This window comes from Streptomyces sp. CB01580 (assembly GCF_001905795.1).
Lineage (GTDB): Bacteria > Actinomycetota > Actinomycetes > Streptomycetales > Streptomycetaceae > Streptomyces.
Window position 1 is genome coordinate 1 of sequence record NZ_LIXJ01000021.1, and the last position, 25,557, is coordinate 25,557.

A 25,557-nucleotide genomic window follows, 5' to 3' on the forward strand; every position below is an offset into this window, starting at 1 on the left:
CCAAGCGAAACAGCGAGGCTACCGTTCATGCGGGAAATCGACAGGGGGTTGGCGAGGTCGCGTACGGGTCTCGTTCTGGTCACCCCTGCGCTACTGACACGCCTCAAGCGCGGTGGCGTCTCTGACAAGGAGCTCTCGGAGCTCCTTGCACGTGACCTGCTGCTCCCTGTCATACACGAGACGACCTACGGCGAACTCCGGGACGTCAGCCCCCTACTTGCATCCCGAAACGGGTTGGACACGGCTGAGGATTCACTGGCAGTAGTTGCCACCAAGATCGCAGAGCTGGTGGCCGTTGAGGACGACCAGCTCGCGGTGAACTAAGGGCCTGAAGGTCGCCGCGGCCATCTATCCTGGCCAGGACGACGTTTCGGCTGAGGAAGGGCGAACGGCGCCCACGCCGCCCTGGGGCAGTTCTTTGCTCCTGTACCAGCCGCCAGCCTGATCGCCTTGATGCATCGCCAAGGGGTTGTCCCGTGACAAGCGGTTCTGGGACAACCCTCATGAGTTCGTGCATGGTTGGCGGTGGCGTGTCGAGGGCCGCGGTCTGGCTGTCTTGTTCATATTCGCACTGCCGCCGATGGCGGCGGCCTGCTGGTGGGAGAACAGTCCGGCGACAGCTTGGATGATGTCGCTCACCTTCTCCGGATGGCCCTTGACGGGGCCCAATGAGATCAGAACTGAGACCGGATTCGTTGGGACTCGCCTGGACCCGGCCTTCACTGTGAGTCCCGCGCCGTGAGCCTCCTCTGAGTGGCGCGGGGCTTGAAGAACTCGGCCGCTTGGGGATCGGAGTGCCCCGAGTCCAATTTCCCTGCTCCCCCTAGCGTTTTCTCGCAGTCGCAAGCCGTGTACGGGACGGGGAGCTCAGCATGTCGACCCGCGCCTCTATCAGCGCGAGCCGGCGCATGGCTTCCGCGTGGAACATCCGAGACTGCCACCGCTGATAGCGGTACACGCACTCCATGGTCATCCAAGCCAGCACCAACCCCACGAACCCAGCAGCCACGGGCGCTGTGTGCAGCCGCACTCCGCCTCCGCCTTCAAGGCTGCCTCCGAGGGGCAGAGTCCAGGCGAGCGTGAGGGCGACGGTGAGCGCCAACCACATGGCGTACCCGCTGAAAGCCCAGGGCTGCCTTTCACGCAGCCATAGCAGCCGCCCACGAGTTGCCGCCTGTGCCTGAGTCGACACGGCCCCCGCCAGCTCTCTGAGCGCGAACCGTGCCCGGTCCCGCTGCTCTCGCCGGATCGGAGCGACCCACTCCTGCGTACGAACGTCGAGCCGAGCGATCTCCCGCCGTACCACCGCCACCGGAGCTGCTGCTGGCATCGCCTCCGGCCACTCCACCCACCGTTCGCGGTCCTTCTTAAGGGAGCGTACGAAGCGGGCTGCCATCGGGCCGACGGCGATACACATGCCCAGCATCAGTACGACGGCGAAGGCGGGGCTCCGTCCCCACGCCTGGATCACGACGACTGCGGCGAACAACAGGAGGAAGAGCGGCACCGGATAAGTCGCCCGGAGGTAGTTCTCCTGTGTGGCGTCGTGCAGGTCACGTTCCCACGCCTGGATGGGACGGCGCATGAGGCCGCAGGTCAGCAGCGCAGCGACCAGGGCGACGCCCATCAGCCCAAGGGACGCCAGCGCCAGCAGCAGGGCGAGTGAGTCGTCGCCCGGTTCTGGGGTCGGCCCTCCGGCCATTGCAGCCCACGGCACGACGATGCAGAGCGCGGCGGCGACGAGCCCGGTGGCCCACCCGAGCAGCCAGCCGGGCCGCCGAGTCGGACGTTCTTCGGAGGGGATCGGCACCCACTCAGGTGCCACCAGGGTCTCCAGCGTGGCGATCAGCTCCTCGACGGCCGCGTCCCAGTCGTCTGCGGTGATGCGATGCGCCTGGCGCAGGGAGAGATCGCGGATCGACGCGGGAAGCAGTTCGGGTGATGGTGGCTCCGCGGCGTCAAGGAGCAAAGGGATCACGGTCTTCCCAGCCGCGAGCGCGAGCTCGATCTCGATCCGCACCCAGTCGCCCACGCGGTCGAGGCATCGCTCGCCCGACGGGTTCCGCGCTTCCAGCCAGCCCTCCGGAATGGTGACGAGCAGAACCTCGCAGTCCTGCACTCGGCGCCTTAGGTCGTCCGGGTAGCGATTGCCCGGCAGCATGGACGATGTGTCGAGGAAGACCTGTGGTTCGCCGAAGTGATGGCTGAGCCGTTCGCGCAGCCGGTGTACCGCATCTGTGGCACGCTGACTCCGGCGATAGTTGATGAAAACGCCTCCCATGGCGGTGTCGCTCCTCCGCGTCCGTTCCTTCTGTCAGGGTGGTGGCCGGGGACTGCTGCGAAGCAGTCCGAACCTCGAAGGCGAGGACGCCCATGCACCTGTGCCCGTTCTGTTCCATTGCAGCCGGCCGAGGCCCGGCTCGGATGATCTTCGAGGACGACCACACGCTGGTGTTCTTCCCCCTGGCCCCGGCGACGCTCGGCCACACGCTCGTGGTGCCCCGACTCCACGCGCCGGACCTCTGGGCCATGGCGCCGACGGAGGTAGAACGTCTTCTTGCGACCGCGCTCCGCGTTGGAGCCGCCTTGCGTGACCATCTCGCCCCCGAGGGCATGAATCTCATTCATTCCGCCGGCTCCGCCGCTTCCCAGACGGTGTTCCACGCCCATGTCCATCTGGTCCCACGGTGGCAGGGCGACACCATGGGTCCAATGTGGCCGGGAGACGGGGCGGAGGTCCGGGACACAGCCGAACTCGACGCACTGGCCGATGAGATGGCTGCCCTGCTGCTCCCGCCCACGCCTCCGAGGCCGTGATTCAGCGGGCCACGAGAACCACCACGAAATGTGCGATCAGCAGGGCACCATAGAACAGCACCAGTGTCTGAGAGAAGGCCGCCTTCACCAGCGTCACCCTCGCCAGGTACGGTCCGACATTCATCGACAGCATCTCCACGGTACTGTCGGGGCTCCGAGCGTCTTCATAGAGGGCTCGGAAGAGTCGTTCTTGGCGTAGGAAGTATGAGTCGAGGGACCAGAAGCCCAGCAACGGGACGGTTCCGCTCAGCGCGATCTGCCAGCTGAGCTGCCCTGCTGAGAGCGCCAGGATGGCGGCAGTGATCGTCATCGCCCAGCCCTTGAGCAGGAACGAGTTGTTGCCCAGCCTCGTGACGATGGCCTGGATGAACTCCAAGTGTTTTATCCGGTCGGCGCTCAGTGGAGTGCCGCTCGTGGTACTGACGTCCGCTGCGTCGCTGCTGATGCTCACTGACATGGTCCCCCTCCGTCGGACATGCCCACGTCGAGAGATTATCGCGGGGCCGGCGTTTCGGGTTCCGGGCCGCCGCTGGTGGTTGGCCCCGGCTCTGCGTCGCGCGTGAGCCCTTGACCGCGTCCTCTGAGCCTGACCAACTCGACGGCGCTCAGAGCCACGGTGATCAGGAGCGCGGTGAGCGCGAACGGGTCCTTGAGGTTGGCGGGTGTGGCAACAATGCCTCCAGAGAACTCGTCTACGACGATCGCGCCCACCGCCACAAACGGAGCTGCGAGAGAAGGCAGCGCAGGATGGGCATTGGCCGCGTTGAAGATCGTGCCCGCGACGCTGAGAGGAGCGAGCAAGAGGAAGATCCCTGCGGGAAGCAGGACCAGAGTCGCGGTGATGAGGCTCACGAACGCGTTGTTGTACTCCTCGATCGAGTTCATCGACCAGGTCACCACTCCGGTCGTCGTGCCCGCCAGAGCAAGGACGGAGAGCGGGCCGGGGACCGTGAAGTCCCCAGCGTCGACGAGGAACAGGCGAACCAGGCGGGGGCGGCGTCTGCCGGCTGGAGCAACCAGGACGTACACGCCTGCCAGGATGACGAGAACGAAGCTCGTAGCGATCGCCATCAGCCCGTACTTGACGATCACGGCGTCCACCCATTTAAAGAACCCGCCAGTGGTGAGCCCATACCGATACGTCAGGGTCAGCACCACGGCGACCGTGACGACTGTGCGTGCGATAGCGAACAGGGAGAAGGACGTACGGAGGAACAGGGTCACGATGGTGAGCCCCACGAGCACCCACGTGCCCACGATCTGAATCAGCCAGAGCACGAAGGCTCCTAACGCGCCGAGCATTTAGCACCTTCCTGCGAGGGATGTGTTGAGCGCCTCGATGAGTGATTGATCACCGAGAGGGGGTCGGTATCAATCTGTTTATTCCCCCGATTTGTTCAGCCAGCCAGTGGCGCGTCCGATACGGCTCGTCAGGGCTCACGCCGACGCGCTGCTAGGCGATGAGCTCGCTGGTCTATCAGATGCTCTGGCATTCCTCACCCAGCCTGCCCCGGCCCCTGCAGCCGACGAGATCGCACTTTGGGTCATCAGGCACCTTGATGGAGTTGATGGTGACGAGACCGCACCTGCGTCGGTGACGGGCCGCAGGCGGCGGGACCACCGCACAGCAGACAGCGGCGAGGCTCTCTCCATTGTGTCTTAGTCGCCGTCACGGACGTCGTGAAGGGCCGTCACGTAGCCGACCTCAAGGGCTTGCGTGATCAACTGCTGCAGCTCTGTCGGTACGTACAGGAGCTGATGTCCGGCACCGGAGAAGAGGTTGGCCGCAGCGTGTTGAGCGGCGTCGGCGTGCTCGCTGGGAATGTTTGCGGCGTGCATGTCCCGGATGGCTCGTGCAGCGTTCTTGATCGCGTCATGCGGAGACGAAGTCAGGGCGGCGTATCCGCATCTTGCCCGTGGGACGGAAGGCCGCCTCACACAGCGCTGGGGCCGCGAGCGCGTGGGAGCCCGGCAGCGATGTCACTGGCGCCGACTAGTCTCCCGAAGCATGCCGATAGTCCTGGGTGTTCTGGCGCTGCACGCAATCGAAGATGTCATCACTGCCACCGCCGGTGAGCTTGAGTGGACACGATCCGACCCGCTAGACCCGGATGCCCGCGCGCAACTGCCTTGGGCACCTGGCGTGTACGTGTGGTCGTCACGGCTGACCCACCAGGTGCTGTACATCGGGAAGGCGTCGGGGAAGACCGGTCTGCGCAGCAGGCTCGGGTCGCAAGAACTGCGCTGGGTGCGCGAGGGCCACGAGGCCGTCGAAGCCGGAGTTGACGATGCGTACGTGGCGGACCACTGGGAGTCGTTTAGTCGCGTGATGGTCACTCGTGACGCCGTGGTGTGGTGGGCCCCGACCGCGGATGCGGCGGCAGCCCGGCAATGGGAACGCAACCTCCTGCAGTTGGCGATCCGGGAAACCAGCACGGTCCCCATAGTCAACGGCGGTGCCTGGTGGAATCGCTCTATGTTCTGGACCGCTGCTCGCTCCTGGGCGCAAGCTGCTGCAGGCCGAGCCGCCTCGCGTCGCAGAGACGCTGCTCTGACAGAGGCAGCCTGATCACGGCCAGGGCACCTGGTGACGGGTGGGCTCGCTGTCGTGCCCCGTACGGATGGCAGGGGGACAGTTCGCCGGGGGCAGACAGGAAAGACCGCGGGAAGGGGTGGTGCACGTCGGTATCGCATGTCAACGTACAACGCCCTGCCCGAGATCCATTCCCAAGCCCTGGAGGCGCCTCTGCACCCGCATCACCCCGTGGAGTCCTTCCCTGATGCAGCGGACCCGGTCTACTGGGTCACCCCGCGCCACCTGGCTGGTGACGACAGTGCTCTCGCCGAGAAAGTCGGCGACGCCCTGACCGATCTCGGCTGGCGCATGTGGCCGACTGCCCGCAACACCCTCCTGTACGTGAGCCCGGACGGACTGTGTGGCGCCGAGTGGATCCTCGCGGCGTACCCGTTCAAGTTGGGCGGGCTGCCTGTTGCCTGGCAGTTGAGCCACCGGCCACATGGCGCCGACGTCATGACCGAATGGAACGCGTACTTCACCTCAGGCGTCCCGTACGAGGTGCTCATCGATCTCCTCGTTTCGCTCGGCACCGGCTCGCCGCTCGACAGCCGTGGTGAAGACCATGAGACGGTCCTCAACGCGCTGAGCGTCCAGGGCTGGTTTCGTGACGCGGACCGACCGCGGACTGCCGCCATGGACCCCGGCTTCTCTGCCAGCGTCTCCCTGGAACTGCAGCCGGCCTTGATCCAGGACGCCGATCCGCGCCCAGACCAGGTGGGGTGGCAGGCGTGGGCCGAGCCTGTCATCGGCGCCCCGTACCTGTGGTGCGCGAGTTTCAGCGCCAGCGTCCCCCATGAGCTGGTTGCGGCATTCGCCTCCTCGCTTGCTTCGCCGGCGCCGGTGCCCCGCCGGACGTGGCCCGCAAGTGCCGAGCGGCGCCTGACCGTCGTCCGCTGTAGCTGAACCCTCAGCAGTCCGAGGGCAGCCAACAAGCTGCCCCCGCCGCCGTTCAATCACAGAGATGGAGATCTACTTGTTCCGACGACGTGCTCGCGCTGACCGGGAGTTCCGCGAAGTACAGCGTGCGGTCCAGGCATTGTTGGTGATGCACACCAAGTGGCCGGAGGCCCCCGCTACGGTCACTGAGCCGGCCGACACCGTGGTGGTCCCCGACTTCCTGCCGCCGGACCTCCGGCCGGTGACCCGCCAGGACGTCGAGGGCTTCATGATGCGCTGGGACATGCCGCTCGTCATCGATGACGAAGTCCACGCCTGCCCGTGCGGCGCATACCGGAACTGGATCGTCTTCAACATGCGCGACGACTCGGTGTGGCTGCGCTGCGAGGCCGGCCACGCGACCGAGGAGCCCCGGCTGGACACCGCCTGGTACAACCGCAACTCCCTGCCGGTCGACGCGTTCCACCCCACCCTCAAAGACGGCCTGCGCCACCTCGGCCACTGAAGATGCGAAACCCCTTCCCCCACCCCTGCGTTCGGCGGCACCCGGAGAGCCGACCTGGTCAGACCATCCGTTTCGAATCGCCAAAGGGGTTTCACGTATGCGCCGCTCCACCACGACCGCCCTCGCCCTGAACGCCACAGCAGTGGTCCTCGCCCTGACCGGCTGCGCCAGCCACGCCGAGCCCGCCGGTACCTCGGCCGCCTCCTCCGCACCCGCGCAACGTGGCGGCAGCGGCAGTGGCAGCACGCCCTCGGCACTCGCTCCTGTGTCTTCGGCCCAGCTGAGCCAGCGGCTGCTGAACGAGGCCGACCTAGGCAACGGCTACACCCGCAAGCCCGAGACCTTGCGCTGTAACGAAGACGTCACCGTCATCGGCTGCCCGGCGCTGGAGAAGCTCGGCAGCGACTCGGCCACCGGCGCCAGCCTAGACTTCCACCGCAAGGCGAAGGCGTCCTTCACCTACACGGGTAGCACCAGCGCCGAGGTGAATGAGGAGCTGTACAGCGACAGCCCGGCGAAGCTGTCCAAGGGCATCTCGAAGGTCTTCGACGCGATGCTCTCCTGCCCCTCGTACCAGGTGGCGTCGGGCAGCACCGTCGTCGACATGGGCACCGAGAAGTCGACCGCGCCAAACCTCGGCGACGAGCAGTGGAGCCAGCTGCTCACCTTCTCCGCCGGCGGGCAACGTAGCGTCGTCAAGCAGACGGCTATCCGCACCGGCAACATCCTGATGCTCGTCTCCGGCTCGCCGGGCCTCGTGGATGCCCACCTGGACAGTGCGCTGGCCAAGGCGTGGCACGCAGGCTCAGTGCCCCGCTGACCCGTTGCGAAGCCGACGGCCCTCAGGGACTGGGCTTCGCACGAAGGCGCTTGTTCTCCTCCTCCAGCGCCGCTACTCGCTGTTCGAGCTCGGCTCGCGTCGGCCGTTTCCGCAGTTGAGACGGGGGAGGCTGCGGAGGTTCGGGGCGCTCGCCAAGCAGTCCGATGGGCTCGTAGGCCACAATCGTCAGATCCTCTACCTCGCATTCAGGGCATCGCTTGGTGTAGGCCCCGGCAGCAATGGGGTCACTGTGCGAGTAGTGCGCCTGTGTCTCAACGATGTGGCCGCAGTAGAGGCGAGCACGCCACCGCATGATCTCGTGGTCGTGCCTTTCGAAGCTCGAGATGAGCTTGGCGACCTCTTCGAACGTCTGGCGGCGATGCTCCGCCATCGCCGGGTCTGCTTGGCATTTCGCGAAATCCTCATCAGCCATCCGCTGAGCGGCTAGGCGAATCTCCTCGCTTTCCTTCTGACGACGGTGGTCCCTGCGAGTGAGCTCGTAGTCCTCAAGCGGAACGCCGTGGCTTCGGTATTCGACTTCACGCATGGCAAGCAGCGTATGAACGGTGCCCCGACGGGCCGTGCAGAAGTTCGCTCCTGGGAACCTCCCGCCCGGAATCTGATCCGTACTGACCAGAGAAGGCCGAAGATAATCGGTGAAGGCCGTGCGCGCTGCGGCTCCACAGCACCGGGTGACCTGCAATCACGGCACTCAAGAGTCCTACGACGTGGCTCCGGGTGCCATTCCATGCTCGAGGTAGGCAGTTACGCCGGTGCCCCGGGCCTCGGCGCCCGCGGTGATGCGGCGGACCAGGCGGGGGATGGTGAGCTCTGACAGTTCGTCGAGGCTGTGGAAGGCGTAGCCGCGGAGCTCGTCGGCCTGGAGCGCGATGTGCTGGCACTCGTCCGTGCTGAGCTGCCCGCCGTCGAAGAGGTAGAGGACTTTGTCCCCCTCACCCGGATTCGGTGCCCAGTCCACGACGAGGAGGCGGCCGATGGTCGGCTTGATGCCGAGCTCTTCGTGGACCTCGCGTACGCAGGCTTGCAGTGGGGACTCTCCGCGCTCGACGTACCCGCCGGGGATGTCGCGGTAGTCCTTGTACGACGGCTCGACGAGCAGGACCCGGCCGGCGTCGTCGAAGAACAGCGCGCCGGCGGCCATGCGCGGGTGGGCCATCTTCGCCTCGTGCTCGTTCTCGCTCACGGGACGGACTCTAACCGCCGACGACGCCGAGTCTGCGGGCCAGGTCAGCCACGGGCTGCGACGGGCGGCCTCGTGTGCCACGGATCCAGCCGGTGACCAGTTCGCGGCTCAGGTAGTGGTGGCGTACCTGTTCGGGAGCGGTCTGCTCGGCGTCGAGCAGGGCGGCCAGGGCCTCGTCGGTGCGGTTCCAGGCGCTGAGTGCCCGGGCAACCTCCAGGCTGTGCCGCACGCGGCGTTCCACCGGCAGGCCGGCGGTGTCGATGCGCTCCCCGAGGTCCGCGGCGATCTGGATGTCACCGAGTTCGCCCGCGGTGGCGACGCGGTGGATGGCCACGTTCGTCGGGCCGAAGGCGGTCCAGAGGTGATTGCCGTCAGCGCCGAGCCGTTGTGCGGCTTCGTCTGCCTCGTTCAGGAAGGTCTGCGTAGTCGCCCGGTCCTCTGCGCGGGCGGCGGCCATGGCGCCGACTAGGAAGAGCGTGCCGTACACCGAGAGGTACTCGTCGTCGGCGGCGCCCAGTCCGGGTTCCAGGACCGCTGCGGCGTCGTTCACCAGCTGGATCGCTGCCGTGAAGCGGCCTGTGGCCATCAGGCAGTGCGCGACCGCGCGGAAGAGCGAGCAGGTGACGGTGCTCTGGCCGCTCTGCTGGGCCGCCGCCAGTCCGCGGTCGGCGGCGATCCATGCCAGTTCCGATTCCCCGACCTTGCCCAGCACCATGGCCGCACCGTGGTAGGTGAGGGCGAGCTGAGCGTGGGCCTCCTCCCGGTCCCGCCCCGAGTGCGATCGGGAAGCTGCGAGGGCGTCGGCCAGGACATGGGGGAGTCGTCGAGTGGCGAAGCCGTACTGGGACACCTGGTAGGCGTCGAGGACTTCCTTCACGCCGCCCCGCAGGTCCTCCGGGGCAGGTGGTTCCACGTCGGGTGGGGGCCCCAGGAGGGGTGTGAGTTGCTTGTAGTCCATGAGGGCCTCGCGCAGGGCGGGGACCGTTCGGCGGCCGCTGCTGGCAGACCACTCCAGCAGGGTCGGTTCAGCGAGCAGGTCTCCGATCGATACGTCGAGTGCCTCGGCGAGTGAGGTGATCACCGAGAGGCGGTCGAGCTCGATCCGGTTATTCTCCGCTTTGCTCAGCCAGTCCGTGGTCCGCCCGACGAGGCCGGCCAGGACTTCTTGGGAAAGGCCGCGTCGGCGCCGGTACCAGGCGACGCGCTCGCCGATGGTCAGATGCTCTGTCATCCCTCGCATGTCCTGAGCATCACCTCGTGGCCGAAAGGGACCCCGGAAGAATTTTCCAGGGTGCTGTGGGACTCCTTGCCTACTGTCGCAGCAGACCGAGAAAGCCACTGGCGTTCGGGGCAACTCCCTTAACTCTGGCTGGCTTTGGAGGCGGCCCTGCTTCTCGATCAGTGCGGGGCATGGCTGCTGAATGGAGGTGTCGAGGGTGCGTAGCACGAAGTCGACGGTCCCGTGGGTCGAGGAGGAGCTCGGTCCGTTCGGCCCGGCAGCGCTCAAGCCGTACTCCAGGACGCGGTTCGCCGTGGACGGCAGTGCCTTGCTCAAGTTCTACGTGGACATCGACCCCGAGGGCCGGCGCCTGCGGGAAGCCGCGACGGTCGAACAGGCCGCTCTCATGGGTATCCAGGTCCGCTCGGTTCTCGCTACGGGCACCAGCGGGGCAGCCTCCTGGACGGTGTTCCGGACGGTGCCTGGCATCCCATGCTCGATCGGCACGCGCAAGGCGGCGCAGGAGTACATCAGCCACGTATCCGCGGTGAGCAGCCGGCTGCACAGGTCACCTGCCGGCGCGGCCACTGGTCCGAGTTGGGATGGGCGGCGATCCGGTCCCGTTCCCCCAAGCCGGTTCCTGTTGGAGCAGCTCTCCCGTCGGTGCCGACTGATGCCCTGGTGGGAGGCGCTGGATACAGCCCTACGTCCGATTGACGCCCACCCGGTCGTGCACCTGCACGGTGACCTCAAACCCGAGCACTTCCTCGTCGACGGCGAGCGTGTTCGCGTCGTCGATTGGGAGGCGAGCGCCTGCGGGCCGGCCGTGCTCGACTACACCGACGTGGCCTTTCACCTCGTACGCGACCTGGTGTATGAGGGTGTGCCACCCGGGCGCGTACCGGTCGACCTGCTGACCGGGTTGCCGTTTAGCGGCCCCGCTCTCGCTTGGCGACTGCTTCTCTGGCTCGATCGCCGACGGGTTCAGGACATCGGCCGCGTCACCGTCCACGACGTCCACCGACTCGCGGCCGAAGGCCAGGACGCGACCGCACACCGGGCTCTCGCCCGCACCATCGCCCGCCTCCGAGCCGCCGACGTCCCTCGCTGAATCCCCGAACCACTGCTCGTCCAGGCGCGCACACGCCTGCGCTCGTCCCCTGCTGCCCACCCATGAACGGGAGTTCGTGATGTCTCGTACGAGCACGATCATCGGCAACAGCCACCTCGTCATCGACACCGCCATGGCCCGCCCGGATGCCACGACCATCGTCGAGCGCAAGGGCCTGGGCCACCCGGACACCCTCGCCGACCACCTGGCCGAACGGCTGTCCCGCGCCTACAGCCATCACACCGTCTCGCGCTTCGGCGCCGTTCTCCACCACAACTTCGACAAGCTCGCGCTCCTCGGCGCCGCCAGCGAAGTCCGCTACGGAGCAGGCGAGATGACGGCCCCGGTACGCGTCCTGGTCAACGGGCGCGCGGCACCCGCGTGCGGGGGCGAGACGATTCCGGTCGAGGAGATCGTCGAGGCCGAAGTCCGGGCGTTCTTCGCCGAGCGGCTGCCCGAGGTGTCGGACTACCTCAACATCGTCTTCAACATCACCAGCAACTCCAGTCCCGGGGCGGTCCTCACCGGCGACGAGGTTCCCGACCGCACGCGCTGGTTCAATCCCCGCTCCGTCGATGACCTCCGCGAGCGCCGAGTGCGGCTGTCGAACGACACGTCACTGGGCACCGGCTGGGCCCCCGAGAACGCCTTCGAGTCGTTCGCCCGCGAGCTGGTGAACCACTTCTCCGGCGAGAGCGACTTCCCCCTCTCCCACGCCTGGTGCGGATCCGACGTCAAGCTCATGGGCTTCTGGGACGGAGACGAGGCCGACATCGTCCTGTGCGTGCCACAGAAGTCGCGCCATGTCGCAAGCAGGGCCGAGTACATCCGCAACAAGGAGAGCGTCCTGGCCGAGTGCCACCGGCTGGCCGGCCTCCGACTGCCCGGCGCCCGAGCGCGCTTCCGGCTCAACGCACGCGATGTCCCCGAGAAGGACGAGCTGTACCTGACCCACACCGGCAGCTCGATCGAGTCGGGGGACGAGGGCGTGGTCGGGCGCGGCAACCGGGTCAACGGGCTGATCACTCCACTGCGGCCGATGAACCTGGAGGGCGCCAACGGCAAGAACCCCGTCTACCACGTCGGCAAGCTCTACAACATCGCCGCGCAGCGCCTGGCCCAGCGCCTGCACGAGGCCACGGACGGGCACGCGGAAGTGCATCTGGTCAGCACCACCGGCCAGCGTCTCGACGAACCGTGGCGCATCCTCGTCCGTCTCTCCTCTCCGGACGCGGAGGTCGACAAGGTGCAGGCCCTCGTATCGGAGGCGCTGGGCGAGTTCCCGGCCCTGACGGACGAGCTCGTCTCAGACGGGATCGTGCTGAGCTGATGACGAAGCGGACGCTCGGAGAGATCCCCGCAGGGTGCAGGCAGCGGTTGCTCGCCCACTACGGTCCCTCGGCCAAGCCGTGGCTCGACGCCGTTCCTGGGCTGCTGGCACGAGCGGCAGGGCGGTGGCAGCTCTCCCTTGGGACGTATCACGACGCCGGCCACGCCTCGGTGATCGCGACCGCGGCTCGGTCCGACGGGCGTCCGCTGCTCCTCAAGGCATGGATGGATCCGTCGCGCTTCCAGCACGAGGTGGAGGCGTTACGGCTCTGGCTCCGTGGGCCGACGGTGGAGGTAGTGGATGCTGCGGACGACCTGGCCGTGGCCGCCCTCGAACTCGTCGGAGGGCAACCCGGCGGGGCGAACCGGCCGAGGCGGGAGCTGCAGACCGTGGCGGCGGCTCTTCAGGGACTGCACACCCTCGGTCGGCACAGGCTCCGGTCGGAGCGACTTCCGCTCCTCACGGACTACCTCGCCTACGAGGTTCGGCCCCGCGTCGAGCGTCGGATGCGCGAGCTCGACCTCGGCGACTGGCGTCCCCTCGTCGAAGCGGGCCTGCCCTCCGTTGCTGATCTGGAGGAGGGGCCCCGTCGGACGACGGTGCTGCACGCCGACCTGTACCGGGAGAACGTTCTGTTCGACTGGCGGGGGCACCCGCGGCTGATCGACCCGCTCCCCATGGTGGGCAACTCCGCGTTCGACTGGGCGTTCTGGTCCGTCTACTACGACCTCGGACACGGTACAGCGGTCCGGCTGGCCATCGCGTCGCGCACCTCCCGCACGCCTGTGCCTGTGCTCGCGCCCTGGTGCCGGCTCCTGGCTGTCGACGGCCTCCTCTTCTACGTGGAGTCCGGCGACCCACGAGCGCCGCTCATGGCCGACGTTCTCAGCGATCTTTTGGCAACGGCGACGACATCCTGGAGCGGATCATGACGACGTACATCCTTCGCCATGGCCAGACGGACTACAGCAAGCGGTATCTCGTCAATGGCGACCCGACCAAGCACATTCTCCTGACCGGCGAGGGCCGACAGTCACTCGGCCGGGCATGGGACGTTCTCCCTCTCCACTCCGTCGCGACCTGGATGACCAGTGAATTCCCGCGGGCCCGGCAGACCGCCGAGCTCCTCATGGGCGTCCCCTTGCCCGAGCCCGTGGTCGATGCCCGGCTGAACGAAATCGACTACGGGGATTTCGAGGGCAAACCCTTCCTCGAATACGCGGCGTGGCTCGATGAACACGGCTCGCGGAGGCGTCCGCCCGGCGCTGCGGAGTCCCAGCAGGAAGCCATACGCAGGCTGCTCACCGGCGTGCTCGCCGCGCTGGAGCACCCCGGGCCCCGAGTCCTTGTCGGCCACGGCCTGCTGGTATCCGTCCTTCATTGGCACGCGAATCGCACGGCTGGCGAGCGCATGCCCCTGTTCTTCGCCGAGGCTCCGTATGCCGAGCCACTCGCCATAGCCGACGACGAGCTGCCCCTCCTGGTCACGGAACTCATGGATGATCTTGAATCGGCTCCGCTGAGGGAGATCACCGCTGGTGGTGACGCGTCGATATTGCGGATCGGCGACGGGCCGGCGGTTGCTACCGTCGATGCGGTATCCCCAACCCACTCGCCGGATAAGAAGGATCTTCCTCATGCATGATGCCCGCGCCCTGATTGAAATGGGTGCCGAAGCGGTACGTCGGCTCGCTCGTCGCGGTTACTCCCTGGACCTGTCCCGGCTGGAAGACCTCCAGTCCCGGCGCAACCAGAGCATCCGCTCGGCCGACGAGCTGCGGGCGGAGTCCAAGCGGGTGGCAAGCGAGGTCCAGCAGACGGCCAAGCAGGGCGGGGACATCTCCAAGCTGAAGGAGCGCGCCCGCGAGATCAAGGACCAGATCCGCGATATCGAGGCGGACCAGGAAACGGTCCAGGAAGAGCTCCGCGAGCTGCTCCTGACCATCCCGAACCTCCCCGACGACTCGGCCCCCGACGGCGACTCAGAGGAGTTCGCGATCGAGATCCGCCGCGTGGGCACCCCGCCGACGTTCTCCTTCGACCCGAAGGACCACGTCGACCTGGGCGAGGCCACCGGCATCCTCGACTTTGCCCGCGCCACGAAACTGTCCGGCTCGCGTTTCGCGGTCTCCCGTGGCGCCGGCGCCGCCCTGGAACGCGCCCTGGCCACGCTCTTCCTCGACATCCACACGCGCCGCCACGGCTACGTCGAGCACGGTGTCCCATACCTGGTGACCCGCAAGACGATGACCGGCACGGGCCAGCTGCCGAAGTTCGAGGAGGACCTGTTCAAGACAGGTGCTGCTGACCGCGACCTGTTCCTCATCCCGACGGCCGAGGTCCCGCTGACCAACCTCTACGCCGACGAGATCATCCCGCCGGCCGAGCTGCCCCTGGCGCTTACGGCCCACACGCCGTGCTTCCGCTCGGAGGCCGGCTCGTACGGCCGCGACACCCGCGGCCTGATCCGCCAGCACCAGTTCTCCAAGGTCGAGATGGTCAAGATCGTTGACCCGGAGACCGCCGACGCGGAGCTGGAGACGATGGTCGGCCACGCCGAGGCGTGCCTGAAGGAGCTCGGCCTCGCCTACCGGGTCATCAAGCTGCCCGCCGGCGACACGGGCTTCTCCGCCCAGCTCACGTACGACATCGAGGTCTGGATCCCCAGCCAGAACACGTACCGGGAGATCTCCTCGGTCTCGAACTTCGGCACCTTCCAGGCTCGCCGTGCCAACATCCGCACCCGCGGCGCGGACGGCAAGCCCAAGCTGGTCGCCACGCTCAACGGCTCGGGTCTGCCCGTCGGCCGCACCCTGGCCGCGCTCCTGGAGCAGTGCCAGCAGCAGGACGGCTCGATCGTCCTGCCCGAGTCCCTCGTCCCGTACCTCGGCTTCCGCCGGATCTCGGCGGACGGAACACCGGAGGCATAAGTGCTCGTCGGCGTCTGCGACTTTCCTGGTAGCTACGCCTTTCCACCCGCCGGATACGGCGGTATCGAACGATGGCTGTGGGCGGTCGCCGTAGGCGCCCGCGCCGCAGGCGCCGACGTGCACCTCCTCGGGCCGGGCTGGCTCACGGACCTGGAGCAGGACTGGGTCCGCAAGCCGGTCCGCCTGGAGGACGTCACCGCCGGTTCGCTCGCCGAGCGCGAGCTCCGTGCCACCGGCTACGACCTCCTGGTCGTCGGCCACGAGTACCCGTCACTGCCCGCGTGGACCCGCACATGGGGCGAGCTGGACTGCGACGTCGCCACGTTCCAGCACTCACCCGTCTTCCAGCACACCGACACCGCCTTCGACGGCAAGCAGTCGCGCCTCTATTGCTACTCGCCGGAGATGGCCGAGCGGTACGCGAGCCATCAGCCCATCCCGGAGCTGGCCGTGCACCTGGGCCTCGACGAGGACGAGCCGCCTTCGGTCGCCGGACGCGATCTCGTATGGCTCGGTCGCATCGACGCAGAAAAGGCCCCGCACCTGGCAGCCCGCGCCGCCCAGTTACTCGGCCGCCGGATACGGATCGTCGGCCCGGTCTTCGACGCCGAGTACGTCCGCCGCCACGCCAGGCTCCTCCACGCGGACCACGTCGAGTGGGTCGGCGAACTCGGCGGCCCCGCCAAGACCGCCGCGATCCACGACGCCTCCGTCTTCGTCTACACCTACGCCCGCACCTACGTGGAAGCCGGAGCCGCGGTCTTCGGCGAATCCCTCCGCGCCGGCACACCCATGGCCGCGCTCACCTGGCGCACGGGCACCTGCGCCGAGGCGGCCCTCTGCGACGCGACCGGGGCAGTCACTGTGGCCGACCCCGAGACGGACGACGAGGCAGCTGCCCACCAACTGGCGCACGCCATCGAACAGGCGGAGCGCTTGGACCACCGGCAGGTCCAAGAGACCGGACTGCACCGCTTCGACCCCGCCCGGCACTTCACCGCCATGGCAGCGCGATCGTGCTGACGAGCGCGGCCAGTACGGCCGGAGACACGCTGGCCCGACAGATACCCGCCGTGCTCCGCGCGGCGCTGGGGCCGCACTGGGAGTTCACGACCGACGCCGACGACCGCATCGAGATCCGTCATCCTCAGCGAGCCACCCCGTACAGCCCACCGCGCAAAAGGCCCTCCTGGAGAGAGCTGCTCGACAGCCTGGAGACCTCCTTCGCGCGCGAAGGAGCCGTCCGTGACGCCTGTCTCCCGCTCCGCTGGGGCAGGGAGACCGAGCTGACCATCTCCGCGGTACAGGCCCTCGACCCGCTCCTCAAGGACGGCAGGGCCCACACCTACCGAAGCGGCTTCCTCGCCCAGCCAGTGGTCCGCTTCACCGGTCAGCGCGATGTCACGGGGCTCCTGAAGGACGGGTTCCTGACCTCCTTCGTCAACGTCTCGCGGGTGCATCCGGTGAAGAGCCTGGACGAGTACGGGGCCGTCTTGGACGGCTGGTTCACGACGCTCTCCCGGCTCGGTTTCCACGCACGTCACTTACGGGTCCATGGGACATTGCGACCGTGGCGTCGACGGCAGGTCGAAGGGATCACGCTCCGCTTCGCACACCTGAACCTGACCCTCGGGGACATCGTCCTTCTGTGGCACACCGATCACCCAGATCGCCTGGCCGTGGACCTCGGCACGGGCCTGGAGCGCCTGGCCTGGGCACGCACACAGACCCGCTGGCACGACCTGATCCACGGTCGATTCGCTCAAACAGCATCACCGGCGACGTTGGACGCCATCCGCACTGCCACGCTCCTCCTGGGCTCTGGGATCACTCCGGCGGCCCGGGGCGCGGGCGGAGTCACCCGCCGCGTCGTGAGCGCGATCGATCCATGCGCTGGGCGTCTCGGTGTGAGTGCCGTTGTCCGAGACGCATACGACTACTGGTCACTGCTCAGCCCTCTGAGAATCCCGTGGTCGGAAGTCGCTCGCGGTATCGATCGGGAGGTACAGCGGCAAGCGGGCTCTGGGCAGTATCTGTGATCTGGGTACGCGAAGGGGCCGGTGGTCAGGTGCTATCCCAACCACCGGCCCCCGCCCGAATCCGGGGATGCGGACGCTGCCGCCGTTTGTCAGAAGGTGTTGGGGGCGAAGGGGCGGAAGGGCTCCGTCACCGCGTCGAGAAGCCGCTGGAACTCGGCCCGCTCGTCCTCGTTCATGATGTCGACGGCGTTACCCACGGAGGCTTCGGGGAGGCGGTCCAGGAAGGGGGCGAGGAAGTCGTCCAGGGCGTCGGGAGCGTCGAGCCACGCGTGTACGTACTCGACGTAGCGATCATGCTGCCTGCCGGCCTCCTGGATCTCGTCGGGAGTGGCTGAGCGGACGGCCTCCTGTTCCTCTGGGGTGAACGGGGTCTCGTCGTGATGGCACATGGTGTCCGAGTCGGTCTTGTAGTACGCGGCGCACAGTAGGGCGATGACGTGGCGGCGGGGTGCGATGTCGGGAATGCAGGGCTCCGTGAGAAGAAGGCGGATGGGGCAACCAAGGGTCCGGAGAATCCCCGGTTTCGGTAACCGGGGAAGTGCGGCTACCGTCCTCTGCTCGGTAGCCGTTCTGGCTGCGGCACCAAAGGCGTCAGAGCCGTGCTCACCGCGATCGTCCGGTACGGAGCTGCTGCGGCGTGCGGGTGGCCGGTTCGCTGGCAACGTTCTGCGGCACGACCTGAGTGCTGCGGACCTGTGCTGCCCGTGCCATGGGGCTGGGGGCGTGCCGTTCGCCGAGGCGTTGGATGCGCCAGACGAGGACTTCGGAAGCCGACTTGGCGTCGTCCAACGAGCGTTGCTGGGTTGCCTGCTGAAGGACGACGGCCGGGCTGTGGCCGACGGCCTCAGCGGCGGTGAGGGCGGCGGCGAGTGCGGGCCAGGCGTCCTCGGTGAGGATCTGCTCGGCGTAGGAGGGCAGCACCTCACGCAGCACGAGGGCGAACCGGTGAACGGTGCCGTCGGTGGGGCGGTGCCGGGTGAGTGCGGCAAGGCTGGTGGGGGCGATCTGGTCGTATGCGGCTTGCAGGTGGATGAGGGTTTGGCGGGCGGCAGCCACCTGCTGGTCGTGGTGGCGGAGGGCGCTGCGGCGCTGGGCGGCGAGGACGACGAGGATGGCGGCGTCCAGGAGCATGGCCAGGCCGGTGTGATCGGCGGGCTGGTAGCGCATGCCCTTCAGGGCGCCGCGTAGGGCGCGAGCGTGCTGGTGGTCGGCGCGAGCGCGAGTGTGAGCCGCATGTTCGAAGGCGAGCGCGGCGCGGTGGAGTTCTGCCCTGAGGTGGGCAGGGGCGTGGGCGGGCAGGGCGTAGAGGACTTCGCTGAAGACCGTCAGGTGGGCCTGAGCAGCGGGATCGTCGGCGTGATCGAGGTGGTGGGGGATGCGTTCCGCGGCTGCGGTGGCCTGGTGCCATGCGTTGGGACGGCGTCCGGTCGACGAGGCCGCGAGTGCGGTAGGTGCTTCGGCTGCGGCGAGGCGCTGCCTGATCTGGGGGAGGGAGAGGTCGGTGGCGAGGCTGGAGCCGGAGTACCAGATCAGCGGGCCGTCGTCGGGCAGGGCGACCTTGTAGCCCTGGAGGTCGCCGGACGGCAGCGTGCGGGTCTCGACCTGTAGACCGGCGTCGGAGAGCAGGTTGAAGAACTCGTCCAGGCTCGTCGCGTGGGAGAGCGTGGCGCGCACGGCGTGCCGTAGGCGCTCGCGCGCCGTCACGTCGCGGCCCTGCCGATTGGCCTTCTCCTGCTCTGCGCGGGTGGGGCGCTTCGCGGCTGGCGTGCTGGCGGCGGCCTCAGGGCCCCGCGGAACCTGCGTGAGGCCGAAGTCTTTCTCGCTCGCGGTGAGTTCGGACATGGCGCGGTGGTAGTCGTTCCAGTTCCGCGGCGGGCGTAGGTCTCCGCGAACTTTGGTGGCGACGATGTGGATGTGATCGTCCGCGTGCCGGACGGCAACCCAGCGGCACCCGTCCGGGTCGCCGTCCGGCGCGATGCCAGTCGCATGCACCATGCGGCGGGCGATCGTCGCCCACTCGGAGTCGGTGAGGAAGCGGTCCCCGGGGGCGGCACGCACCGAGCAGTGCCACACGTGCCCCTCGGGTGCCTTGTCGCCGGCCTGCTTGACCCGCAGGTCCAGGGCTTTGGTGAGCTGGTCGAGGCGTTGTTTGTGGTAGGGACTGTCGTAGGGGCCAGGGTCAGGGATGAAGTCGTCCCAGGAGGCAACGATGTGCTGGTTGGTGTGCTCGTTCCCGCGCCCCTTGCCGAAGAGGTACTTCACGACGCCGTACGTGTTGTTGCCGGGCTTGACGATGTTCGCGATCACTCAGGCCGCCTTCTGCTCAGCTGCCCGGAAAGCGGCTTCGTCGATCGCGCGGACCGTGTCGTAGGAGGTGGCGAGCAGGCGCTCCGCGCGCAGAAGGATCGCGGCGTCCACACGGTGTGGATCGCCCTCGGTGTTGAGGCGACGGGCGATCTGGTTGACGTTGTTGCCGATCCGGGCGATCTGGGTGCGCAGGGCGGCGAGCTCGTCGATCGCGTCGTCGTAGACCGTGCGCGTGGCGGCCACGGTGATGTCGCCGTTGACGCGGGCCATGGTGGCGTCGGCGATGTAGCGGGCCATCTTCACGTGCTCAGCCTTCGCAGCCGTCTGGATGCTGTGCTTCTCGTGGGGAGAGAAGCGGACGGTGACGTACTTGGATCGCTGGGTGTCGAGGTTCGCACGGCGGTGCGGCGTGCGTTGCTTGTCCCCCGAGGCAGGGATGGTCGGCGTACTGCCGGCCCCCACCTGTCCCTGCTCCGGCACGCCCTCGTGCCGGAGCTGCTCCTCCGCCACCCCCGGGGCGGAGGAGCTCGCGATGGACCGGCCTGTGGACGGTCCATCGCCATTGCTTGCTCCGCCCGGGGCTGGGGTGCTGAACTCCTGCTGCTGGCCGACGGCTGTTGGAGTGAAGTGCTCGTGCATCAGGCCATTCTCGGGGTGCGGGGTGACAAGAGGTGGGGTCCGTCCTTCGGCGACTGTCGACGCGGGCCCCTCAGTGGGGATGGTCTGTGCGAGCGGTCTTCAGCTCCGCCTTGACCGCTCGGGTGGCCTCGGCGGCGCGGTCGCTGGCGATGCTGTGCCCGTCGGCGCGCACTGCTACTTCCAGGCGGTCGCGTGAGAGGCGCCCGGTTTCCTGATGGACGCGATGGGCGTAGGCGACGAGGGCATCCCACGGCAGTTCGGGCTTTCGCCCTGGCTGCTTCGGCTTCGCGGCGTCGCCCGGATCAACTCCGAGTCCGTCGCCCGTTACCGATTCCGGGCGGGCGGCTTGCGAGCGGGCTGCCCGGTGAGCGTCCTCGTCGCCCGAATCCGATGCGGGCAGGCTGCCCGTCGCCTTCGCCCGCTTCGGAGAGCCTCCGCTCGGACGCCTCTGCCCGGAACCGCCGGCGGCGTTGGGGGCTGGGGCTTGCCAGCGCGGGGGCAGGGTGAGGGAGGCTAGGTCAAGGGCCTGCTTGCGCGTGGCGAGCTTGCGCAGCAGCAACTCGTCCTGGAGCGGGTCTCCATCGACGTCAGCCCGCTCCAGTGCCTCGTGCAGGCGGTGGGACAAGCGCCAGCCCCGCAGCGTGCCGTGTTGCCTGTCAGTCATCGCTTCCGCGCGGAGGATCAGGGCGACGGCGTCGCTCAGCGCGCGCTCTCGGATCAACCGGGCCGCGTCCGCGTTCTGATCCGCGATGCCCAGCCGCGCCAGCAGCCGTTCGCGCGTCTGCCGGACGAGGACGGTGGCCAGGCCGCGCGAGGCGGCCTGAGGTGTGCGGTGACGCAGTTCGATTCCCATGGCCAGGTGCCACAGCATCGCCGCCATGACCGGCCCCACGAAGGCGCGCACCGTGCCACCGACGGGCCCGAACTCGGCGTAGGCGGGGATGATCTGCACTCCGGTGATCACCCACACCAGGACACCGGGCACGCCCGGTGCTCGTGCGGGACCGTTGAGGTTCTGGCGTGCCATCAGCGCGGTGGCGAACAGGGCCAGCTCAGCTGTGGCGAACATAAAGGCGCGCTCGGCGGTGCTGCCCATGTCCAGGTAGTCGGCGGCGAATCGCCAGCTGGTGTCGGCGCTGTAGGCGGTGCATCCGACTGCCGCCAGGCCCGCCACCTTGATCGCCGGAGCGCCAGTCCGCATTCCACTGGCACGGCTCCGGCCTCGCCGGATGCGCCATCCGGCGATCAGCAGGGCGGCGGCCAACAGCGTGCCGATCGCGAGCAGGGACGAGGGCTCGAGGCGGAACGTCATGCCGCTTCCTGACAGGCGAGTTCCGCGGCAGCGAGGTCGAGGCGCGTCGGATGCGACGTGGCACGGGGCGCGTTGCCTCGGGCACAGCCGTCGGGGCCCACGCGTCGACTGCGGCAGGGTTCGCCCGCGCGGGCATGGCACCACGGGCACTGGACGCCGAGGGCGTCCGGGAGCCCTACGGCGACGGCGGCCTCGCGTGCCGCGCGGGCCGGCCGGTAGGGGGCGAGAGCGGCGCGGATTGCCGGTGGGACGCACGATCCGATGGCGCGTAGGCGGGCCTCCACGTCGGTGTGCGGGCCGCCGCTGATGAGCTGCCGGTGCGTCGAGGGCGCGGCCGTTCCGGTAGCCACGGCCTGCCGACTGCCGAGGAGCTCGGCCCGCCAGGCGGCCGGGTCGTCCGGGTCGGCGGTCGGCGTGGGGTCGGTGTGCCGGTCGAGACGGTCGCGGCGGTACGCGCGCCACGCTCGGGCGACGTCCACGGGCAGGATCGGGTAGGGCGAGTCGAGGACGTGCGTCCGTATCGCCTTGCGGACGTCCCAGCCATGGTCCGTGGCGAAGGGCACGTCGTAGAGCAGTTCGTGCCACTGAGCGAGCTGGTCGCGGGCCTCGCCAGTGGCGGTACGGATCGTGCGGGGGTCCAGGCGGCCGATGTATGCGAGGACAGCGGCGACTTCGCGGCGTTCCAAAGGGTGAGTTACTCCTGTCCTGTCGGTTCGTCGAGAGCTGCGAGGAGAGCGGCCATGTGCGCTTCGGCCCGCGTCATGCCGGCCTGCGGCGCGGATGTGCCGCCGGGCAGGGCGTAGAGGTTCGGGCGTTCCGGGGTGGGGGTGTGTTCCCGAGCGATCCATGTGCGCCAGTCGGCACCCCAGGCGGCGGCGGAGCGGGGCGTCTCCGTCGCCCGGTAGGAGCGCCACTTCTCGTCGGCCACCCGCAGCCCGTACTCGCCGAGCCGGGCGAGATGCCCGTGGTCTCGTAGCCAGGCCCCGGCGGCGGCGTCGATCTCCCACTGGACGGCGAGGATGAGGCAGGCAGCGCTGCTGCTCTTACCGTTCACCTTCGGTTCACTACCGTTCTGGGGGTCGGAATCCGCGCCCCCTGAGGGCTGGAATCCGGTCCCCCCGGGGGTCGGAATCCGCTCCCCTGGGTCGGTATCCGGCTCTCCCGCAGAGGCGTCGGTAGGGTCGGATTCCGGCCCTGCCTGGGTCGGAATCCGGCCTCCCTGAGGGGCCGCGTTCCGGTCCCCCTCGTCTGCTTGGCCGGCGAGGAAGGAGGCTGCGATCGGGAGGTGGTAGTACGTCTCTCCGCGCGGTCCCTTGCGGCCCGCGACCTGTATCAGCTCGCCGCAGGCGATCAGATTCGTGAGGGCGTCGCGCACGGCCGTACGGGAGGCGTTCGCACGCTTCATGAGGGTGGGCACGGATGCGTACGCGATGCAGCGGCAGTCGAGGCACCGGTCGGCGATCAGAGCGAGGACCATACGGGCGGTGCCCTTGCTGGTGCTGTGGTCCCACACCCATTCGCGGGCGTCGTAGCTCATTGCGTGGCGGCTCCTTGCTCAGGGCAGGCGGGTGCGGCGGGCCTCTTCGGGCCGCGCGCGGAATGGGGGTTGGGGGGCGGTTCCTGGTACCGAGCGTGTCGGCGAGGGTCGCGAGGGCGCGGATGCGTTGGGGCCCGGCCACAGCCGGTTCCTCCGGCCACACCAGGGTTTCCGTTCCCGTGGGCCGGTGCTCCGGGCGCAGCACCAAGACAGCCACACCCGCGCACGAAGATCCAGCGCTCGACCGAGAGACCGCACAGCTAATGGCGAACGCGTCTTGAACGGAGATTCCGAGGCCGCAGGCCGATGCGCCGGGACCGGTTGATGGAGGCCGTCGGGCTGCCCTGCGAGCCGCTGTCGGCCCTGTGCCGACCGTCCTCGAACCTCCGACGAGGCGGGACCGTTCCGCCGGCTCCGGTCAGGCCGCTTGGGCGTAGGCCGAGGTGGAGAGCAGGTCCGCAAGCCGCGCGGCGCTCTGCGGGCTGATCGTCGTACGGAATCCCTCGCAGACGCGGGCCAGCGCCCGTTCCCTGGCGGTCACCGTGGCAAGTCGGTGGGGCGACGCGGAGTCAGGACTCGGGTGGTCGTGGGGCAGCTGCTGCATGCGCGGGTCCTCGCTGGCGGTGCCGAACGGGCAGGTTCGACACCGCCGGTGTTCATGGGCGGTCGGTCGTACGCACCGCTCCCTGGGCTCTCCAACGCCCAGGACGGCGCTCGCCGCACAGAGCGGACTATTGGTTCAGCTCCGCGTGGCTGACCCAATAGTCCGGAGGATCGCCGGTTTGGGTAACCGGGGATCGTCGGCTATGTTGCCGCCGCCGACCGCACCCCACCGCTGTGTCTACAGCGGGTTCTGCTCGATGGCGATCCGGTCCCAGTCCATGTACCGGCCGAACTTCTTCGGCTCATCGATGACCACCCCGGAGAACAGGAACCGCAGGACCGCGTTGCGCCGCTCGTCCGTCATCTCCTCGGCCTCCCAGGCGGCCCGAGCACCCTCCCCCGTGAGCCCGTCGAGCAGCACCAACGGCCTTACCACCACTTTGCGTTGGGCCTTCGCGATGCGATCGGTGATCTCCTTGCGCATCTTTCGGTACTCCGCTGTGGAGATCTCCTTGGCCGTCCACATCTGGTTCAGTTCGGCGAGCTGCCGCTGGTCGCCCTCCAGCTCCTTGGCCGTGTCCTCGGCCAGGTTGCTGCTCGCGAGCTTGCCATCGACCCGGAGCTCGCCGAGCAGCGCAACAGCGGCATCGACGACGAACTCCTCCAGCGACTCGGCCCTGATGGACCGCACGCACTTCTTCTCGTCGTTGCGGCCGCGGCGGTTGCAGATGTACGCCGGTCCCGTGCCCTTGGCCGAGCCGGACATCATCGTTCCGCAGCGTCCGCACATCACGAGGCCACGCAGCAGGTAATAGCGCTGCGGAGGCTTGCTGAGCGCCTCCATCTGCGCGGCCGAGCGGTACTCGCGCCGCGCCCTGGCCTCTTCCCAGACGCCCGCGTCGATGATGGCCGGCCAGGTTCCCGGGCCGATCTCCACGCCCTGGTGCATGCGGATGCCGGCGACATGCCGGGAGTCGAGGAGGGCGCGTACGGTGCCGGCGTTCCACGCCTTGCCACCGGCCGTCTTGATGCCCCGCGCGGTGAGATCCTTCGCGATCGGCGCCGGTCCGTCCCCTTTCAGGAAGCGGTCGAACACCTCCCGTACGATCTCCGCCTCCTCCTCGGTGATCGTCATCCCGCCCGGCGCGTACCCGAACCGCCGGACACCGCCCTGCGGCTTCCCTTCCTTGGCCCGGTCCTGCATGGCCGACTTCAGCCGACGCGAGGTGTCGTCCGACGATCGGCAGGCGTGCGCCACCTCGATGCGCAGGATGAACCTGTCGTCGGGGTCCGACAGGTCACGACGGTTCGCCTCCCCGTGCAGGGTGATCGCGTGGTCATCGGAGACCTGGAGCAGCTCCTCCAGATCGCGCGGCTGCCGCATCAGACGGTCCGGGTGGTACGCGATGATGTGCCGGAAGCGGCGCTCGCGGGCCTCGCTCAGCAGCTCGTCCCAGCCGGGCCGCTTCCGCTTGCGGCTCCAGGCCGAGCGGCTGTTGTCGACGAAGACGTGGGCGGGGTCGATGACCAGGCCCCGCCGCTCGGCGATCTCCCGGCAGATGCGCTCCTGGCGGTCGACGCCGGTCTGGTCGTCGTCGTCCGCCTGCGATATGCGGCAGTAGACCGCCGCCGGCTCACCGACGACGCTGGTGCTGAGGTTGCCCCTGGTGGGCTTGTTGCGCGACACGCGAATGAGTGTACGAACGAGG

27 protein-coding genes and 1 pseudogene are annotated in these 25,557 nt (G+C 68.4%); 13 read left to right on the forward strand and 15 right to left on the reverse strand.

Annotation, left to right across the window (positions count from 1 at the left end; all coding sequences use genetic code 11):
• A pseudogene (locus tag AMK22_RS26235) lies at positions 1–324 on the forward strand (toll/interleukin-1 receptor domain-containing protein); the annotation flags it as partial.
• Positions 325–823: 499 nt separating this feature from the next.
• Here the strand turns inward: AMK22_RS26235 and AMK22_RS26240 are convergent.
• Positions 824–2,281 (reverse strand): toll/interleukin-1 receptor domain-containing protein, encoded by a 1,458-nt coding sequence (locus AMK22_RS26240; RefSeq protein ID WP_073788964.1) that lies wholly within the window; start codon positions 2,279–2,281, stop codon positions 824–826.
• A 92-nt stretch (positions 2,282–2,373) separates the two neighbouring features.
• Between AMK22_RS26240 and AMK22_RS26245 the strand changes: the two genes are divergently transcribed.
• Positions 2,374–2,817 carry an HIT family protein gene (locus tag AMK22_RS26245; protein WP_073788966.1) on the forward strand — a complete coding sequence of 148 codons (444 nt, stop codon included), beginning with the start codon at positions 2,374–2,376 and terminating at the stop codon, positions 2,815–2,817.
• Position 2,818: 1 nt separating this feature from the next.
• Here the strand turns inward: AMK22_RS26245 and AMK22_RS26250 are convergent, their stop codons facing one another.
• The 3 genes from AMK22_RS26250 to AMK22_RS26260 all read right to left on the reverse strand — a co-directional run bounded on the left by AMK22_RS26250 (position 2,819) and on the right by AMK22_RS26260 (position 4,656).
• Positions 2,819–3,274, reverse strand: a complete 456-nt coding sequence (locus tag AMK22_RS26250; protein WP_242434141.1) for a hypothetical protein — start codon at positions 3,272–3,274, stop codon at positions 2,819–2,821.
• Between the two features lie 35 nt (positions 3,275–3,309).
• Positions 3,310–4,095 (reverse strand): hypothetical protein, encoded by a 786-nt coding sequence (locus AMK22_RS26255; RefSeq protein WP_143203596.1) that lies wholly within the window; start codon positions 4,093–4,095, stop codon positions 3,310–3,312.
• Between the two features lie 381 nt (positions 4,096–4,476).
• The gene (locus AMK22_RS26260; protein WP_073788970.1) at positions 4,477–4,656 is read right to left on the reverse strand and encodes a hypothetical protein; all 180 of its coding nucleotides are present in this window, start codon (positions 4,654–4,656) and stop codon (positions 4,477–4,479) included.
• Between the two features lie 169 nt (positions 4,657–4,825).
• Here AMK22_RS26260 and AMK22_RS26265 point away from each other — a divergent pair, with 169 nt between their 5' ends.
• The 4 genes from AMK22_RS26265 to AMK22_RS26280 all read left to right on the forward strand — a co-directional run bounded on the left by AMK22_RS26265 (position 4,826) and on the right by AMK22_RS26280 (position 7,617).
• Complete coding sequence (locus AMK22_RS26265) at positions 4,826–5,386, forward strand: hypothetical protein (RefSeq protein WP_143203597.1); 561 nt, start codon at positions 4,826–4,828, stop codon at positions 5,384–5,386.
• A 165-nt stretch (positions 5,387–5,551) separates the two neighbouring features.
• Entirely contained in the window at positions 5,552–6,298 is a 747-nt protein-coding gene (locus AMK22_RS26270) for a DUF317 domain-containing protein (protein WP_073789130.1), read from the forward strand.
• A gap of 58 nt (positions 6,299–6,356) precedes the next feature.
• The gene (locus tag AMK22_RS26275; protein WP_073788974.1) at positions 6,357–6,797 is read left to right on the forward strand and encodes a hypothetical protein; all 441 of its coding nucleotides are present in this window, start codon (positions 6,357–6,359) and stop codon (positions 6,795–6,797) included.
• 97 nt (positions 6,798–6,894) lie between these two features.
• The gene (locus tag AMK22_RS26280; protein WP_073788976.1) at positions 6,895–7,617 is read left to right on the forward strand and encodes a hypothetical protein; all 723 of its coding nucleotides are present in this window, start codon (positions 6,895–6,897) and stop codon (positions 7,615–7,617) included.
• A gap of 22 nt (positions 7,618–7,639) precedes the next feature.
• Here AMK22_RS26280 and AMK22_RS26285 read toward each other — a convergent pair whose 3' ends face one another.
• The 3 genes from AMK22_RS26285 to AMK22_RS26295 all read right to left on the reverse strand — a co-directional run bounded on the left by AMK22_RS26285 (position 7,640) and on the right by AMK22_RS26295 (position 10,052).
• Positions 7,640–8,164: a hypothetical protein gene (locus AMK22_RS26285; protein WP_143203598.1), complete on the reverse strand. Its 525-nt coding sequence runs from the start codon at positions 8,162–8,164 to the stop codon at positions 7,640–7,642.
• A 174-nt stretch (positions 8,165–8,338) separates the two neighbouring features.
• Complete coding sequence (locus tag AMK22_RS26290; protein WP_073788980.1) at positions 8,339–8,821, reverse strand: NUDIX domain-containing protein; 483 nt, start codon at positions 8,819–8,821, stop codon at positions 8,339–8,341.
• A 10-nt stretch (positions 8,822–8,831) separates the two neighbouring features.
• Positions 8,832–10,052, reverse strand: a complete 1,221-nt coding sequence (locus tag AMK22_RS26295; RefSeq protein ID WP_073788982.1) for a helix-turn-helix domain-containing protein — start codon at positions 10,050–10,052, stop codon at positions 8,832–8,834.
• Positions 10,053–10,242: 190 nt separating this feature from the next.
• Here AMK22_RS26295 and AMK22_RS26300 point away from each other — a divergent pair, with 190 nt between their 5' ends.
• From AMK22_RS26300 to AMK22_RS26330, 7 genes are all read left to right on the forward strand, one after another.
• Entirely contained in the window at positions 10,243–11,151 is a 909-nt protein-coding gene (locus AMK22_RS26300; RefSeq protein ID WP_242434142.1) for a phosphotransferase family protein, read from the forward strand.
• 79 nt (positions 11,152–11,230) lie between these two features.
• Entirely contained in the window at positions 11,231–12,481 is a 1,251-nt protein-coding gene (locus AMK22_RS26305; protein WP_073788986.1) for a methionine adenosyltransferase, read from the forward strand.
• A complete protein-coding gene (locus AMK22_RS26310; RefSeq protein ID WP_073788988.1) occupies positions 12,481–13,413 on the forward strand; it encodes an aminoglycoside phosphotransferase family protein in 933 nt (310 codons plus the stop codon). Before AMK22_RS26305 ends, AMK22_RS26310 begins: the two co-directional genes overlap by 1 nt.
• On the forward strand, positions 13,410–14,126 hold the full coding sequence (locus tag AMK22_RS26315; protein ID WP_073788989.1) for a histidine phosphatase family protein: 717 nt from the start codon (positions 13,410–13,412) through the stop codon (positions 14,124–14,126). The genes AMK22_RS26310 and AMK22_RS26315 overlap by 4 nt, the downstream gene beginning before the upstream one ends.
• Positions 14,119–15,411: a serine--tRNA ligase gene (serS, locus tag AMK22_RS26320; protein WP_073788991.1), complete on the forward strand. Its 1,293-nt coding sequence runs from the start codon at positions 14,119–14,121 to the stop codon at positions 15,409–15,411. The genes AMK22_RS26315 and serS overlap by 8 nt, the downstream gene beginning before the upstream one ends.
• Positions 15,412–16,434: a glycosyltransferase gene (locus AMK22_RS26325; RefSeq protein WP_073788992.1), complete on the forward strand. Its 1,023-nt coding sequence runs from the start codon at positions 15,412–15,414 to the stop codon at positions 16,432–16,434. It abuts the gene before it with no gap.
• Positions 16,428–17,450, forward strand: coding sequence for a hypothetical protein (locus AMK22_RS26330; protein WP_199883321.1), 1,023 nt, complete (start codon positions 16,428–16,430; stop codon positions 17,448–17,450). The genes AMK22_RS26325 and AMK22_RS26330 overlap by 7 nt, the downstream gene beginning before the upstream one ends.
• An 89-nt stretch (positions 17,451–17,539) precedes the next feature.
• Here the strand turns inward: AMK22_RS26330 and AMK22_RS26335 are convergent, their stop codons facing one another.
• The 8 genes from AMK22_RS26335 to AMK22_RS26370 form a co-directional block, all read right to left on the reverse strand.
• Positions 17,540–17,839: a hypothetical protein gene (locus tag AMK22_RS26335; RefSeq protein WP_107430637.1), complete on the reverse strand. Its 300-nt coding sequence runs from the start codon at positions 17,837–17,839 to the stop codon at positions 17,540–17,542.
• Positions 17,840–18,053: 214 nt separating this feature from the next.
• Complete coding sequence (locus tag AMK22_RS26340) at positions 18,054–19,757, reverse strand: relaxase/mobilization nuclease domain-containing protein (RefSeq protein ID WP_073788994.1); 1,704 nt, start codon at positions 19,755–19,757, stop codon at positions 18,054–18,056.
• The gene (locus AMK22_RS26345) at positions 19,758–20,396 is read right to left on the reverse strand and encodes a MobC family plasmid mobilization relaxosome protein (RefSeq protein WP_073788996.1); all 639 of its coding nucleotides are present in this window, start codon (positions 20,394–20,396) and stop codon (positions 19,758–19,760) included.
• 70 nt (positions 20,397–20,466) lie between these two features.
• Positions 20,467–21,708, reverse strand: a complete 1,242-nt coding sequence (locus tag AMK22_RS26350) for a hypothetical protein (RefSeq protein WP_107430638.1) — start codon at positions 21,706–21,708, stop codon at positions 20,467–20,469.
• Positions 21,705–22,394, reverse strand: coding sequence for a zinc finger domain-containing protein (locus AMK22_RS26355; protein WP_073788998.1), 690 nt, complete (start codon positions 22,392–22,394; stop codon positions 21,705–21,707). The genes AMK22_RS26350 and AMK22_RS26355 overlap by 4 nt, the downstream gene beginning before the upstream one ends.
• Positions 22,395–22,402: 8 nt before the next feature.
• On the reverse strand, positions 22,403–23,245 hold the full coding sequence (locus tag AMK22_RS26360; RefSeq protein WP_073789000.1) for a helix-turn-helix domain-containing protein: 843 nt from the start codon (positions 23,243–23,245) through the stop codon (positions 22,403–22,405).
• 418 nt (positions 23,246–23,663) lie between these two features.
• Positions 23,664–23,849, reverse strand: coding sequence for a hypothetical protein (locus AMK22_RS26365; protein WP_073789002.1), 186 nt, complete (start codon positions 23,847–23,849; stop codon positions 23,664–23,666).
• Between the two features lie 237 nt (positions 23,850–24,086).
• Positions 24,087–25,535, reverse strand: a complete 1,449-nt coding sequence (locus AMK22_RS26370; protein ID WP_073789004.1) for a recombinase family protein — start codon at positions 25,533–25,535, stop codon at positions 24,087–24,089.
• Positions 25,536–25,557: the final 22 nt, after the last annotated feature.

Bases quoted from the DNA above. Each gene is read 5' to 3' on its own strand.
- AMK22_RS26240 (WP_073788964.1), bottom strand. From the start codon at position 2,281: ATGGGAGGCGTTTTCATCAACTATCGCCGGAGTCAGCGTGCCACAGAT.
- AMK22_RS26245 (WP_073788966.1), top strand. From the start codon at position 2,374: ATGCACCTGTGCCCGTTCTGTTCCATTGCAGCCGGCCGAGGCCCGGCT.
- AMK22_RS26250 (WP_242434141.1), bottom strand. From the start codon at position 3,274: ATGTCAGTGAGCATCAGCAGCGACGCAGCGGACGTCAGTACCACGAGC.
- AMK22_RS26260 (WP_073788970.1), bottom strand. From the start codon at position 4,656: ATGCACGCCGCAAACATTCCCAGCGAGCACGCCGACGCCGCTCAACAC.
- AMK22_RS26265 (WP_143203597.1), top strand. From the start codon at position 4,826: ATGCCGATAGTCCTGGGTGTTCTGGCGCTGCACGCAATCGAAGATGTC.
- AMK22_RS26275 (WP_073788974.1), top strand. From the start codon at position 6,357: ATGGAGATCTACTTGTTCCGACGACGTGCTCGCGCTGACCGGGAGTTC.
- AMK22_RS26280 (WP_073788976.1), top strand. From the start codon at position 6,895: ATGCGCCGCTCCACCACGACCGCCCTCGCCCTGAACGCCACAGCAGTG.
- AMK22_RS26285 (WP_143203598.1), bottom strand. From the start codon at position 8,164: ATGCGTGAAGTCGAATACCGAAGCCACGGCGTTCCGCTTGAGGACTAC.
- AMK22_RS26295 (WP_073788982.1), bottom strand. From the start codon at position 10,052: ATGACAGAGCATCTGACCATCGGCGAGCGCGTCGCCTGGTACCGGCGC.
- AMK22_RS26300 (WP_242434142.1), top strand. From the start codon at position 10,243: ATGGAGGTGTCGAGGGTGCGTAGCACGAAGTCGACGGTCCCGTGGGTC.
- AMK22_RS26305 (WP_073788986.1), top strand. From the start codon at position 11,231: ATGTCTCGTACGAGCACGATCATCGGCAACAGCCACCTCGTCATCGAC.
- AMK22_RS26310 (WP_073788988.1), top strand. From the start codon at position 12,481: ATGACGAAGCGGACGCTCGGAGAGATCCCCGCAGGGTGCAGGCAGCGG.
- AMK22_RS26315 (WP_073788989.1), top strand. From the start codon at position 13,410: ATGACGACGTACATCCTTCGCCATGGCCAGACGGACTACAGCAAGCGG.
- serS (WP_073788991.1), top strand. From the start codon at position 14,119: ATGCATGATGCCCGCGCCCTGATTGAAATGGGTGCCGAAGCGGTACGT.
- AMK22_RS26335 (WP_107430637.1), bottom strand. From the start codon at position 17,839: ATGTGCCATCACGACGAGACCCCGTTCACCCCAGAGGAACAGGAGGCC.
- AMK22_RS26345 (WP_073788996.1), bottom strand. From the start codon at position 20,396: ATGCACGAGCACTTCACTCCAACAGCCGTCGGCCAGCAGCAGGAGTTC.
- AMK22_RS26350 (WP_107430638.1), bottom strand. From the start codon at position 21,708: ATGACGTTCCGCCTCGAGCCCTCGTCCCTGCTCGCGATCGGCACGCTG.
- AMK22_RS26360 (WP_073789000.1), bottom strand. From the start codon at position 23,245: ATGAGCTACGACGCCCGCGAATGGGTGTGGGACCACAGCACCAGCAAG.
- AMK22_RS26365 (WP_073789002.1), bottom strand. From the start codon at position 23,849: ATGCAGCAGCTGCCCCACGACCACCCGAGTCCTGACTCCGCGTCGCCC.